The sequence below is a fragment of the Endozoicomonas acroporae genome (assembly GCF_002864045.1).
Classification (GTDB): domain Bacteria; phylum Pseudomonadota; class Gammaproteobacteria; order Pseudomonadales; family Endozoicomonadaceae; genus Endozoicomonas; species Endozoicomonas acroporae.
Genome location: NZ_PJPV01000082.1, coordinates 1 through 13,563, shown reverse-complemented (window position 1 = coordinate 13,563; position 13,563 = coordinate 1). Strand labels below are relative to the sequence as shown.

Sequence of the window (13,563 nt, the reverse complement as noted above, 5' to 3'; positions counted from 1 at the left end):
TCATACCCGGGGCTTCTCTTTTTGCTGATTACTGCGCATCCATATACTGGGCAAACAGATCCACGACCTCTTTTACAATAGGCATTAATAAGGTTTCCGGTTTTACCAGGCATTGACTCTGCCAATAGATGTCATAGGGAAATTCCAGTTTCACCAGCTCTCCGGATGCAAATTCATTCAGGAATAAAGACTCTGGTCCAGCCGTCACATAATCGGAATTCATGACGATGTATTTTGCCATGGTGTAACTTTCGCAAATGATGTCCGGCTCTAATTCGGCATTTTCCAGATACACCATAACCTGTCCGCCCAGGCTGGCGGGTATGTTAGGCGTAATGATTTTGTAGTTCGATATTTCCTGTAAATCTTCGACCTGCCTGCCAACTGCGTCATGACCTTGTCGCACGGCCACCACCAGTTTTTCTGAGGTTTTCAGTGGGGCGACAATATCATCCGGAACATCAGAATGAACAAAGGGGCCAACCGCCAGATCAATCTTGCTTTTTTTCAGCTGATCCAGCAGTACATCAGCCGACATCGTGACGACAGAAATTTTAAACTGATAATCTCTCTCAGCAAAATCAAGCAATACTTTGGCTAACAGCTGCTGTTCGATAATGGGGCCAACCCCCACTCTTACCGTACCGCCCACCATATCCGACATAAGCTCCAGCTGACGTTCAATCACTTGCAGCTGAGCTCTGAGACCATTGCCTTCTTTAATCAGGAATTTGGCGGCTTCTGTGGGCACCATGCCCACGCTATCCCGATTAAACAGTTCGACACCTACTTTCTTTTCAAGGCGGCTGATTTTTTTGCTCAGGGTCGGCTGTGAAACACTTAATATCTCGGCGGCTTTGTTGATACTGCCTACTTCAGTAACCACTTTGATCATGTGAATATCAGATATGTCGATCACGTCATTAGCGCCCTGAACATACGTATTGCTTGTGTTTCAGGCATATTATATGTGTTCCTGTGAAATATACAGCGGTCAGATGTTTAAGTAGTTAACCAAATGAAATCATTAGGCGGGTTATATGACTGAACTTTTATCAACAGCTGATGTCCAACTGTTCAGAAAATGTGGGTCGATCGGTGCCTTACATTGTCAAATTGCGCTTATCAGATGTTTATTATTATGCAAGCTCAGGTTGTAGAACAGGTTTACCAGGGAGGCCATAGAGCAGTGGTCAACCCTCCATCAGCTGACGTTTCTCCCCATATAAGGGCGAAAGCAATCGCTTTTGGCAGATATGTCGGACTTTGTAGTGGAGCGCTAATGGGTCTGGTTTCAGGTGGCCTTATGGCTTATACCGATTTACCCTGTAATTTGGATAAGAGAGTCGGTTTTATGTCTTCAATTATATTGGCAACTGCGAGCATAACTGCTGTGACGGCTGCTTTGAAATGTTCACTGAGCCCCGGTGGTTTTATTTACGAGCAGTACTGTGCCAGTCTTGATGCAGAGGAACGGCAAGTGGCATAAGGCCGCTTGCCACCCTTGATAGTTAATATATATGCCATAACGAAAACGCTAAGTACTCTTATGGGGAATATGACTCATGGTCCATTCCGATACAGCAGTAATGCTCAGTGACGGATTCACCCCCGGGTAATTGAGTAAACTCCGTGCTTACATCCAGTTCACCGGCGACTACAGTGGCATCGTCTTCTGAGAAATACCTGCCAATCAACGCCTGCACTAAATCCGCTGTTCCGGGTGTAAATTTCGACATTTTGATCATGGCGCGGTTACCTGCCGCCAATGCCGATACCAGAGGCGATAAACCTAAAAATAATTAGGGCCTGTTGACGTTTCGTTGCGTGCTCAGCGTATCAGGGCGCTCCTATGACGAGGCGCGGCATAGCAGGAAGAAGAGCTTTTTTTCTGTGCTCTTTGTGCCTTTGTTGTTCAAACACACAACAGTAGCCACCTGAATAGATGGCTAATGCAACAGCATTACGAAAGGGCAGACTTAAACGTATAGACACCCAGTGTCTTTTCGAACTCTGCCCGGGACGTTGCATCACATTCCCCAAGATTCACATTGGCCAGGATGCCATATTTAGGGTCTTGTTTGACATCCACTGTGACAGGCACGGTTGGTAGCTCTTTCATGGCCAGGGCGATGACGCATTTTTCAATTTCCTGCATTTCAAGTTTAGGCTTAAATACCTTGCCAATGGCGGTTAGCGGCAGCTCTTTGACCCTGTGAACGGCCTTTGGAATAGCGGCTTTTTCCTGGATTTCTCTATTGGCAAAGTCTAATAGCTCTTTATCTGAAACCTGGCTGTTATCTGCGATTTGCACATAGCAAACCGGCACTTCACCCGCATGGGCATCTGGCCGACCAACAGCTGCTGCCAAGGTGACGTCGGGGTGCTTGCACATGGTTTCTTCAATCAGTTTTGGTTCAATATTATGGCCACCCCGAACAATCAGCTCTTTTTTACGACCGGTCAGCCAGAAGTAACCGTCGGAATCCTGTCGTGCCAGGTCACCGGAATTGAGCCATGTGTCACCATTGTCGTCAGTGACCCACAGGCCCTCATTCTGATGTTCCAATTGATAACCTAACGATAAATTAGGCCCTCTCATGATCAGTGCGCCAATTTCATCGGTATCGCAAATACGTACTACTTTATTGTCTTTCAGTTCAGCACAAACCATTTGTTGATAGGGGATGCGTATACCAATAGAGCCGATCTTTTTCTTGCCGTGCAATAAATTCAAACTGGATGCGCATGTGGCTTCTGTTAATCCATAGCCTTCCAGAATTTCAACACCGGTAGCCTCCTGAAATGAACGGGCCACTTCTACGGGTAATGGTGCAGCGCCACAGATGGCTGCGTCTAATGACGATAAGTCTTTACCCTTCGTTGGGTAGTTCATCAGGGTCGAGTATACCGTGGGCACACCACTGAATGCCGATACTTTAAAGTGCGCAATGATATCCCAGAAATTCGGAAAAACATCTTCGCCACGGTAGCCCTGTGGCGTGCAGATAACGATAGATGCCCCGATCATCAGCGGTACCAGTCCAGTGACCAGGGCACCATTGACATGGAACAGGGGCAAGCCCCCCAGTATGGATTTATCCGATGTCAGAGTGCTTTGACTCATCATTTGCAATGAGCGGGCATTAAACAGTTCATTAGCGTGTGTGCGACGTGCAATCTTTGGCAAACCGGTTGTTCCGCCGGTACAAAACAGGGATGAAATGGTGTCTTTGGTGAACTGTCGATCAAACATTAATTGATCGGCATGTTGTTTTTTGATGCTTTGCGTAAAGTTGTAATAGGTTTTACCGGCAGGCATGGTAATGGATTTACGCATCCTTCGTTGAATCATTCTGGCGATCGGCCCCGTCAATCCCTGTACATAGTGTGCGATATCTACACCGATCACATGTTCGACACTGGTCAACTGCGGAATAATGGGTTCCAGCTTGGGCCATAAATCAATATTTTTCATTGGATTCATGGTAACCACAGCTTTCGTATTGACAGAATTGATCAGATCTTTAATTTGTTCTGACTCTAATAATGGGTTGATGGCCAATACCTGACAGCAAGCCTCACCACCCCAGATGATGTAATGGGTTTCCGGCAGATTGGGCATGATAAATGCCACAACATCATCCGGGCCCAAGCCAATGGAGTGGAAAAAGTTGGCGGTCTGATTGATATGAGCAATCAATGATCCATAGGTGATGGTATGGGCTGAAGCGTACTCACTGCCCTTCAAAAAAAAGGATAAGGCGGTTTTGCCGGGGCGCAAATGGGCGCTGGTCATAATAGCTTCGTAAGTGCTTTCAAACTGACTCAGGCTTTCATAGGGATAATCTTTTTCCAGCTGCTCTAAATCTTGTAATGATGTTATTTTTATTGGTTCCATTATCTATCGCCTCAGGATTGTTACTGCGATTTTTCGTGCATAGTGCTGATTTGCGTTAAAGAAATATGCTAATGGAATGGGCGGGTTAGCTTAACTGAAAAGGTTTCGGTGCCATTGGCAAGAAATCGAATAGGTGCCTGCTGTTGTGTTTTATGGATTTCTTGTATCTCCCGGTGATCAGCAATGCCCGATAAATCCTGGATCCCAACTGCTGCATGGCATACAGAGGAGGCAATAAAAACTCACCCGCACAATTTTCGACTATGATTGATTTTTAATAAATCATAGTTGTCGGATCAATGATGTTTACAAATGCAGCCGCCTCAGGCACTACTCCTGCAGCAGCCAGATCATCACATGTTGATCATGGCAATGCAGAGAGTCAAGGCTACATCCCGCAGTGTGGAACGGCTTCTTACTTTTCAGAAACTGCATCATTGGAAGAGCGTGTTGCAATTGAGGTAATAACGGTTACCCCAACTGAATTGAGGCTGCTGATTCAACAACAGAATTTTTCTAATGATGTTCATTACCGGCTCGAGGGTGACTTTAGCCTTGACTTTTGCCCGGTGGCCCTGCCCAGGCACCTCACTGTGACGGGCGACTTAAACCTTTCATTATGTGAAGGTCTGAGGGACCTGTCCGGAAATCTCACCGTGGATGGGAGTCTTATTCTTGACGGTCTCATCGAGCTGGAGACCCTGCCCGAGAAACTCTCCGTTGGACGCGACCTTTCTCTTTCCCGTTGTGAGGCGCTGTTGGAGCTGTCAGAACACCTCTACGTGGGGCGACACCTTTATCTCAACAGTTGCCGTGGCCTGAGGAGGCTACCCGATGACCTCCAAGTGGGGGAAAACATTGATCTTGCATATTGCGAAGGCCTGAGGCGACTGCCCGAGCAGAGCCTCAACATGGGGGGGCACATTACACTTAGCCGTTGCACCAGCCTGTCAGCCCTGCCTAACTACATTACCGCGATGGGACCAGCTTCATCGGGTATGATCCGTCATGTCCTAATGGCGGGTACCGGGTTGTCAGATGAGATCATTGACCGTCTGCGCAGAGCGCGCCACGAAGGTATGCATTTTACTATTAGCAGAAGGGCAAGGGAGCCTGAGCAGAAGTTTTCAAGTATGGAACAAGGTCTGGCTTTTTGGGGAGAGTTGTCTGCAACCGATGCTGCAACACCGGAGCTTGTCCTCCGACCTGCCCAGACCGATCACCTTATTGAGTTTCTGCAGCGACTGACAGCCACCGCAGATTACCAGAACATGGCTACTCGTCCTGTTCTGGCCCAACGGGTGATGGCGGTCATGTCATTACTGGCTGGTAATCAGCGGTTTCGGGATGACGCCCTGTATCGTATTGCAGATGCGGTCACTTCCTGTGATGACCGGATAATCCTGGCCTTGGATGACCTGGAAACATTGCAGTTACGGACTTCTGCGGAAACCCTGGCGGTTGAAAAGCATGACCCCGCTGAATTGAAGGCGTTGGCTCGGCAAATGATGATTCTGGAAAAGGTCAAGGCAATCGCCAGATCACATATGCAAACACAAACCTGGGTGGATGAGATTGAGGTTGAGCTGGCGTTCCGGATTGAGTTAAGCAAGTTCTTCAGCATTCCCGGATCAACGCAAAATATGTTATTCCGTGATTGTGCTTGTGTTAACGATGAGGACATTGCAAGAGCTCGCGCCAACATTGAAGAAACCTGTACGGACGCAGCGCTTGAGGCCTTTCTCGCCCATTGGGAACCCTGGCAGAAATTTCAGCGCCCGCTGGCAGTGCCGCCCTTTGATCAACTGAATCCAAGATATGTAGACAGTATTGATGACTGCCCTTTATTTGGTGGAAAAACCGATAAAATGGTTGGGCTGGGTAATGCCCATGTTGATTACGACAGCCTTGTCAGGAGTTATCTGATCAATGGTGAGAACCCGTTCAACCGAACCCCTCTGGACTGGTCGGAAATTGAAAGGCTCATAGAGGAAGTTCACACCCCTGCAAAAAATGAAGACTGAACAGTGCCTGATTGTGACCTGATGACCTGCCACAGCAGACCCGAAAGAATCGGGCCTGCTGTGTTTTTTATGGTTTGTCGCATTCGGCGGTGATGGTAACCGGCCAGCCTTCCGTTTCTCTTGCGATCGTCAAGTACACAACGAATAGTGTGTATTAATAATTATAAAAACCAAGATAGATCAGACTTAAACGTATAACTATCCAGTTCCTTTTCGAATTGAGTTTTGGGGCTTTGTGCAGTTAACGGTGAATACGGGTGCCTGTCGTCCGGTTCATCACATCCAGTGCATGGTATAAATCACCGATATTACCAATACCTCCGGTCTTCTCGGCAAAGGCACAGCAGGCATCCACTTTGGGTCCCATGGATCCGGCAGCGAAGGCATAGCCTCGCATTTCGGTGACAGTAACATCAGTCAATGGTCGTTCACTTGGCTTGCCCCAGTCGACACACACATGAGCGCCATCGGTCAGAATAAGCAGCTCGGCAGCCCCGATTTCCTGAGCCAGCATCGACGCTGTGGCATCCTTGTCGATAACGGCCTCAAAACCTTCAATGTCCGGGCCATTTTTTACCACTGGGGCACCACCGCCGCCACCACAGATAACAATATGGTTGCGATTCAGAAGGCACTTGATGGCATCCGTTTCCATGACTTTGACCGGAGCCGGTGAAGGAACGACACGACGCCAGTAAGCACCATCGGGTTTGATGGTCCAGCCATGCTCTGTCGCCAGCTTTTCAGCGGTTTCCCTGTCATACACAGGACCGATAAACTTCGATGGATCGGCAATAGACGGATCATTGGCATCCACCAAAACCTGGGTCACCAGCGTGGTCACTTCCGCTTGGGGCAGTTCTTTGCGGATGCCCTGCTCCAGCAAATAGCCAATCATACCCTGGGTTTCAGCACCCAGAACATCCATCGGGTATGGCGGGCAGTCACGATAAGAGAGGTTCTGCAAAGCCAGCAGGCCAACCTGTGGGCCATTACCGTGCACAATAACCAGACGATAATTTTCGCTCAGTTTGGCCAGTGACTGGGCAGTGGCGGCAACACTTTTCCGCTGATTTTCACAGCTCATTAACTCGCCACGCTGCAGCAGTGCATTACCACCGATAGCGACAACCAGAATAGGCTTATCCATAAAAGCCCTCGTTATGATTTATTGAGGTTGAATGAGAAAAAATGGCAGCCCGGAGCCGGGCCACCAAAATGGTTGATTAGAATCGGCTGAGGAAGGTTTCGATACGATCCTGATGGAAAGCCAGTGTTTCTTCAGTTGGCACTTCAATATGTTTATGAGTCAGGTAAACCAGCAGGGCCATTTGAGCGGTCAGGCGGTTTTCCGCTTCGTCAAAGATCACGGAGCGTGGTCCATCCATGACTTCCCTGGTGCACTCGCGCTGGTCATTGGCAGGCAGGCAGTGCATGAACATGGCATTTTCACCGGCCTTGGCCATCATCTCTTCAGTCACTACATAGTTGGGAATGAAGGTAGCCAGACGCTCTTCTTTTTCAGCTTCCTGACCGAACCAGTAGAAGCTGTCAGCAACAATAATGTCACAGCCTTCTACTTCGTTGGTGTCGTCAGTCACGGTGAGGCGACCACCGTAGATTTCGCAGTTTTCTTTGGCGATATCCTGCCACAGCTGAGGAGCCTGATACTTCTCAGGGCCAATGTGTTTGAAGTGCATGCCAAATTTGGTGCAGCAGAACATCAGGTCAGAGCAGACGTTAGTGGCATCACCAACGAAGGCAACGGTCAGATCGTCCATTTTCTTGCCTTCAGGCAGGTGTTCCATCATGGTGAACAGGTCGGCCATCATCTGGGTTGGGTGCAGCCAGTCACAGAGACCATTGATAACCGGAACAGTGGCGTGTTCAGCCAGGCCTGCAACCGTTTTATGGTCATCCACACGGGCCAGGATGACATCACACATACGGGAAAGTACACGACTGGTGTCTGCCAGACTTTCTTTCGCTCCCAGGTGGATATCTTTTGGTGACAGGAACAAGCCATGTCCGCCAAGGATGGTGGCGGCGGTTTCAAAGGAAACACGGGTACGGGTGGATGGCTGCTCAAAAATCATGGCAACCGACTTGCCTTTGAACAGTTGCGGAACGGCATTGGCCTTACGGGCTTCTTTAAGCAGGCTCATCAATTCCAGAATGCCTTCCAGGTCTTGACGGGTGTAATCCTGAGTTTTCAGGAAGTGCTTCAGTTCTGGCTTGTGCAGGTTGGTAGCACTGGAAGATGGCAGTTTCATGGTAATACTCCTGGTCTTTATGCAATGCACGCCCTGTTTACCCAGAGCAGTGCATCCGTCTTTTCTTAAAACTGATGGTGTCTCCATCAGCAGGTCTTGGAAACTGAAGCTTAGGAGCACTGTTGTCGTCTGTGCTCTCGTCGTTGAACACACTATAAAATCCCGATATTTATCAGCATTGATTCAGATCAATATTGATAAATATTGATTTTATTTTTAACTCTAATGAGATTTTTTGCATAAATAGCAGCCCCACCAAGACTAAATCGACCGAAAACATCACCTGAAAATAATTTCCACATCTGACCGAGGCTGGATAAAGTCGCAACTGCCAACTGCCAACTGCCAACTGCCAACTGCCAACTGCCCACAAAAGCACAAGCAGCCAGTCTTCTTCTGGCAGCGAATGGCGGGCAATCGGAAGCATTTTTTAAATTCCATAGCAAATAAGAACAATTAAATGATTTAGATCAATATCGAAAATAAGCCGATATTTATCATGTTTATCAAGCTGAAAATAAATCGATGTTTGACTGATCCTGCATTCAGAAAGCTGGCTGATCCCGGTAACTGACTGCCGGATTGAATAATAAGCGGCCAACAACTGCCTTAGAGGGGAATGAATAATGTCCAATGAAGCAACGGGGAAAATGGGATTGCCCAGCCTGACCCTGTTCAGTGTCTGCGCTGTACTGGTGGTTGACGGGCTGACGGCCAGTGCGTCAATCGGTCCATCATCGATCGTCTGGTGGCTTATTACGCTGGTTCTTTTTGTAATTCCCTACGGCCTTATCTCATCAGAGCTTGGCACAACCTATCCCGGAGATGGCGGAATATACGACTGGGTAAAAAAAGCCTTTGGCTTCAAGTGGGCGGTAAGAACCACCTGGTTCTACTGGATTAACGTTGGGCTCTGGATGCCTGCGGTATACATCATGTTTGCTGGTATGTTTGCCGAGATGTTCTTTCCGGACCTTGGGCTCTGGTGGCAAATCCTGATCTGTATTGGCCTGACCTGGCTGACTATCTGGATCTGTAATATCTCTGTGGATGCCGGTGTCTGGGTAACCAATCTTGGGGCACTGTTCAAGGTCATTGTTATTGTGGTTCTGGGTGTCGGGGGCTTCTGGTATGCCAGCCAGAACGGTGTTGCCAATGAATTTACCCTGAGCTCAATGATGCCCTCTTTTGATTCAGGCCTTGGTTTCCTGCCGGTCATTATCTTCAACCTGATGGGCTTTGAGCTGATTGCCTGCATGGGCTCGGAAATCAAAAACCCACGCCGGGATATTCCCAAATCCATTCTGATTTCCGCCGCCATTGTCACCGGACTTTATGTCTTCGGAACCCTCGGTATTTTGCTGGCATTGCCAGTAGAAGAGATTGGTCTGGTTGCTGGTATTGTCTCCACTTTGAGAACGCTATTTGGTGACGGTGCTTTTGGCCAATTCATGGTATACGGCATTGGTTCTCTGGCGCTGTTAACGTTCATTGCCAATATGACCACCTGGACGATGGGTGCCAGCCGTGCCGCCATGGAAGCTGCGCAAGCGGGTGAACTGCCGGAATTTGTTGCTAAAGAGCATCCGGTACACAAAACTCCGGTGGGTGCGAACATGATTACCGGCATGGTATCTACCGTGGTCATTCTGCTCTATGGCCTGACTTCCGGTGAAAGTGACGAGCTGTTCTGGTCAATCTTTGCCTTCTCGTCCTGCATCTTCCTGCTGCCTTATCTGTTTATGTTCCCGGCGTTCTTCAAACTGCGTGTCAGCGACCCTCACAGAGAACGCCCTTACAAAGTGCCCGGAAGCATAGCCGTTCAGGCCGTACTCAGCACCATCTGCTTCCTGTTTATTGTTCAGGCCGTTGTTCTTTTTGTCTTCCCGGACATCGGCAATGGCAATGTTGACTGGAATTACTCCCTGCCTGTCGCCCTGGGTATCGCCATCACGATTGGTATTGGTGAATGGATACTGGGCACAGCAGCCAAACGCATGCAAGTGGCCACCGCCTGAGCAATCCAATGTTTAATGACTCAATTGTTGTAACAATAAAGCAGTAAGGAAAATACAAATGAGCAAGTCTTGGGAAAGTACTCCAAAACACGACGGTTTTCGCATGCCTGGCGAGCACGAGCCCCATGCAGAAATGTGGATGGCATGGCCAGAGCGGACGGATAACTGGCGTTACGCCGGTAAGCCAGCGCAGCAGGTGTTCGTCAATGTTGCCAAAGCCATTGCCGAAGTGACACCTGTGACCATGGCCGTGTCTGCCGCACAGTATGACAACGCTCGCAGAATGCTGCCAGAGCATATTCGCGTGGTGGAAATGGCCACCAACGATTCATGGATGCGTGATATTGGCCCAAGTTATGTGGTGAATGATCAAGGTGAACGGCGTGGTGTGGACTGGGAATTCAACGCCTGGGGTGGCCTGGTTGACGGGCTCTATTTCCCATGGGATAGGGATGACCAGGTGGCCCGAAAAATCTGCGAGATCAACCGTGATGACCATTACCGTGCACCATTAATTCTTGAAGGTGGCTCCATTCATGTCGATGGTGAAGGCACCCTGTTTACCACCGAAGAGTGTCTGCTCCATGAAAGCCGTAATCCTCATCTGAGCAAGGCTGAGATTGAAGAGATTCTGGGTGACTACCTGAACATCGAGAAAGTGATCTGGATTCCACGGGGTCTTTATAACGACGAAACCAACGGACATGTGGATAACCTGATTCATGTGGTGCGTCCGGGTGAAGTGATTCTTTCCTGGTGCAGCGATGAGAACGATCCCCAGTATGAGATCTCTCAGGAAGCTTTCCGGGTGCTGTCTGAAGCAACAGACGCCCGTGGTCGTCAACTGAAGATTCATAAGATGCATATTCCCGGCCCACTGTACATTCAGGAAGATGAGGCGGGTGGTATTGATATCTGTGAAGGCATGGAGCGCAGCGCCGGTGAGCGTCTGGCCGGTTCCTACGCTAACTTCCTGATTACCAATAGGCGGATCATTCTGCCACTGCTGGATCCCGCATACGACGAAGAGGCAAAAGCATTACTGGAAGATCTCTACCCAGGCTATGAAGTGGTGGGTGTCGATGCCAGAGAGATACTGCTTGGCGGCGGTAACATTCACTGTATTACCCAGCAGGTGCCTGCGGTGTAAGCCAGTCATCGGGCCAGACGGATCTGGCCCACTATGTTCAATAAAAAGATGATTCAATAAAAACATAACCAGCATGGTGATCCATGAATATTCACCGACGACTGACTCGCAAAGATATTACCCTGTTCACTCTCAGTGCCGTTCTGACGATTGACGGTCTGGCAGCAGCAGCGTCGATCGGGGTTCAATCCCTGACCTGGTGGTTGATTGCCTTCCTCTTTTTTGTCATTCCCTACGCCTTAATCAGCATTGAGCTGGGCACCCGCTGGCCATCCCGTGGCGGCATTGTTCACTGGGTGAAACTGGCTTTTGGCGTGGGCTGGTCTGCTCGCACCAGCTGGCTGTACTGGGTGAATGTTGCCTTGTGGATGCCAGCCACGTTTATCATGATGGCCGGTGTTTTCGCGCAGATGTTCTGGCCAGCAATGTCGCTGACTAACCAGATACTGTTTGCCCTGGTTGCCACCTGGCTGACGGTGTTGATCTGTTGTCTGTCACTGGACACCGGGAAGTGGATTCCCAATGCCGGAGCCTGTTGTAAGATAGTGGTGGTTTTTCTGCTTGGCATTGGTGGCGTGATGACGCTTTATCGCTCCGGGTTAGCCAATCCGATTAACCTGCAAACCCTGACGCCAAGCCTTGATGATGGCTTACGGTTTTTCCCGGTCATTATCTTTTCTCTGGTTGGCTTCGACCTTATTAGCTGCATCGGGGATGAAATAAAAGATCCCGAAAAAGATTTACCGTTTGCTCAACTGATGGCCGTTGGGCTCATTACCATTCTTTACCTGTTTGCTGTTTTCGGCATTTTAGCCGCACTGCCGGTTGAACAGATCGGTTTGATCAATGGCCTGTTGGCCACACTGGAACGGATAGTGGCACCATGGGCTGCAATTGATCCGTCATGGCTGGGCGGTCAGGGCGGCAGCTTTTGCACCATGGATACTAACGGCCATGGCTGTGTTCTTTTTTGTTTTCCCGCTGGGTGCCTATGATCTGTTGCACACCTCATCTACAATACTCGGCCTTTTGCTAGTGATAGGCGTCGGTGAATGGATGCGCAGTAAACGTCAGATACGTGAGGAGAAGTTAAGTGGATGTCTTGCCAGTTGAGAAGGTGGCCAGTGATAAGGCTGGCACACCAAAGGGCAGGCGCTTGCAGGCCAGAAGTCTGGAGCGACGCCGGAAAATACTGAGTGTTGCCCGGGAGATGATTACCACAGCATCAACCCCCAGTCTTTCACTGTACGATATTGCCCATAAAGCAGACATTCCACCCTCTTCCCTATATCATTTTTTTCCAAAGATTGAAGTGTTGCTGCAGGCCCTGGCTGAGGAAGTATTTGACGCCTTTGATGAGTGTGTTTCAAGGCCTCTGCCTGACCAGGAAATTAACCACTGGAGTGATATTGGCTTTATTCTGGAAACACGTATGCAGCAGTATTATCAGCAAAACGAGATGGCCCGTGCATTGATACTCGGGCAACATCTGCATGTTGATATTCTGGTTGCTGATCATCAGCACGATGATGATCTGGGCAGGCAGATCGAGAGTATCTATCAACGTTATTTTGAATTACCGGTGCTGCCCGGGGACTACAATATTTTTGCCATTGCCCTGCAAATAGCCGACAAAGTGTACGCCATGTCTCATCAGGAATTTGGCAATATCACCCCGACAATGGCCATGGAAGGCTGGAGAGCTGCACGGGCATATCTTGCTTTGTATTTACCGGAAAAGCTTCAGCGAAAACTTCACAGGTAGTTAGCGCTTTTCTGATCCAGCCTGTGATGCTTTACCACGGAAAAAATCAGCGAGCATCTCTCGTGTTTCCACCAGGGGAGATGTATTCCTCAAATCCGCTGCAATGATGGGTGACAGCAGCTGCCCGGTATCTTTATCGAAGTAATCTCCTCTTTCGATATCCATCGATAAACGAGGTTTGTTGCTGACATGTTTACTCTTATGCCCGTCGATATACTGCACAATATCTCTCAGAAAGTGCAGGGTCATGACGATACGCGGAATCAACGCTGACTCTGCCCAGTGACTGAATTTCAGTTGCGAATCGGTATCCGCCCCCCACTGGTCAAAGCGGTTCATCAGTTGGCTTTCCTCACTCGAAAAACCATGGCTGAGTAACTGACGGAAAATAACTTAATCATTAGGTAAACCCCCGGCTATGCCGGGGTGACT

General features: G+C 49.0%; 13 protein-coding genes. 6 read left to right on the top strand and 7 right to left on the bottom strand.

Features of this window, described 5'->3' with window-relative positions; all coding sequences use genetic code 11:
- Nucleotides 1-28 precede the first annotated feature (28 nt).
- On the bottom strand, nt 29-919 hold the full coding sequence (locus CX664_RS14425; protein WP_146000025.1) for a LysR family transcriptional regulator: 891 nt from the start codon (nt 917-919) through the stop codon (nt 29-31).
- A 210-nt stretch (nt 920-1,129) separates the two neighbouring features.
- Between CX664_RS14425 and CX664_RS14420 the strand changes: the two genes are divergently transcribed.
- Complete coding sequence (locus CX664_RS14420; protein WP_146000024.1) at nt 1,130-1,489, top strand: hypothetical protein; 360 nt, start codon at nt 1,130-1,132, stop codon at nt 1,487-1,489.
- 58 nt (nt 1,490-1,547) lie between these two features.
- Here the strand turns inward: CX664_RS14420 and CX664_RS14415 are convergent, their stop codons facing one another.
- Both CX664_RS14415 and CX664_RS14410 read right to left on the bottom strand, forming a co-directional pair.
- The gene (locus tag CX664_RS14415) at nt 1,548-1,748 is read right to left on the bottom strand and encodes a hypothetical protein (protein ID WP_101747410.1); all 201 of its coding nucleotides are present in this window, start codon (nt 1,746-1,748) and stop codon (nt 1,548-1,550) included.
- A gap of 215 nt (nt 1,749-1,963) precedes the next feature.
- The gene (locus tag CX664_RS14410) at nt 1,964-3,901 is read right to left on the bottom strand and encodes an acyl-CoA synthetase (protein ID WP_101747409.1); all 1,938 of its coding nucleotides are present in this window, start codon (nt 3,899-3,901) and stop codon (nt 1,964-1,966) included.
- 299 nt (nt 3,902-4,200) lie between these two features.
- Here CX664_RS14410 and CX664_RS14405 point away from each other — a divergent pair, with 299 nt between their 5' ends.
- Nucleotides 4,201-5,925, top strand: coding sequence for an NEL-type E3 ubiquitin ligase domain-containing protein (locus CX664_RS14405; RefSeq protein WP_101747408.1), 1,725 nt, complete (start codon nt 4,201-4,203; stop codon nt 5,923-5,925).
- A 241-nt stretch (nt 5,926-6,166) separates the two neighbouring features.
- Here CX664_RS14405 and arcC read toward each other — a convergent pair whose 3' ends face one another.
- From arcC to CX664_RS14390, 3 genes are all read right to left on the bottom strand, one after another.
- Entirely contained in the window at nt 6,167-7,075 is a 909-nt protein-coding gene (gene arcC / locus CX664_RS14400; protein WP_101747407.1) for a carbamate kinase, read from the bottom strand.
- A 76-nt stretch (nt 7,076-7,151) separates the two neighbouring features.
- Entirely contained in the window at nt 7,152-8,198 is a 1,047-nt protein-coding gene (gene ptcA / locus CX664_RS14395; RefSeq protein WP_101747406.1) for a putrescine carbamoyltransferase, read from the bottom strand.
- Between the two features lie 172 nt (nt 8,199-8,370).
- The gene (locus CX664_RS14390) at nt 8,371-8,625 is read right to left on the bottom strand and encodes a hypothetical protein (protein ID WP_101747405.1); all 255 of its coding nucleotides are present in this window, start codon (nt 8,623-8,625) and stop codon (nt 8,371-8,373) included.
- A gap of 199 nt (nt 8,626-8,824) precedes the next feature.
- Here CX664_RS14390 and CX664_RS14380 point away from each other — a divergent pair, with 199 nt between their 5' ends.
- The 4 genes from CX664_RS14380 (at nt 8,825) to CX664_RS14365 (ending at nt 13,131) form a co-directional block, all read left to right on the top strand.
- The gene (locus tag CX664_RS14380) at nt 8,825-10,216 is read left to right on the top strand and encodes an APC family permease (RefSeq protein ID WP_101747403.1); all 1,392 of its coding nucleotides are present in this window, start codon (nt 8,825-8,827) and stop codon (nt 10,214-10,216) included.
- 58 nt (nt 10,217-10,274) lie between these two features.
- Nucleotides 10,275-11,366: an agmatine deiminase gene (aguA, locus tag CX664_RS14375; RefSeq protein WP_101747402.1), complete on the top strand. Its 1,092-nt coding sequence runs from the start codon at nt 10,275-10,277 to the stop codon at nt 11,364-11,366.
- Between the two features lie 83 nt (nt 11,367-11,449).
- Entirely contained in the window at nt 11,450-12,361 is a 912-nt protein-coding gene (locus CX664_RS14370; protein WP_101747401.1) for an APC family permease, read from the top strand.
- 98 nt (nt 12,362-12,459) lie between these two features.
- A complete protein-coding gene (locus tag CX664_RS14365) occupies nt 12,460-13,131 on the top strand; it encodes a TetR/AcrR family transcriptional regulator (protein ID WP_101747400.1) in 672 nt (223 codons plus the stop codon).
- Here the strand turns inward: CX664_RS14365 and CX664_RS14360 are convergent, their stop codons facing one another.
- Nucleotides 13,132-13,470, bottom strand: a complete 339-nt coding sequence (locus tag CX664_RS14360) for a hypothetical protein (protein WP_101747399.1) — start codon at nt 13,468-13,470, stop codon at nt 13,132-13,134.
- Nucleotides 13,471-13,563: the final 93 nt, after the last annotated feature.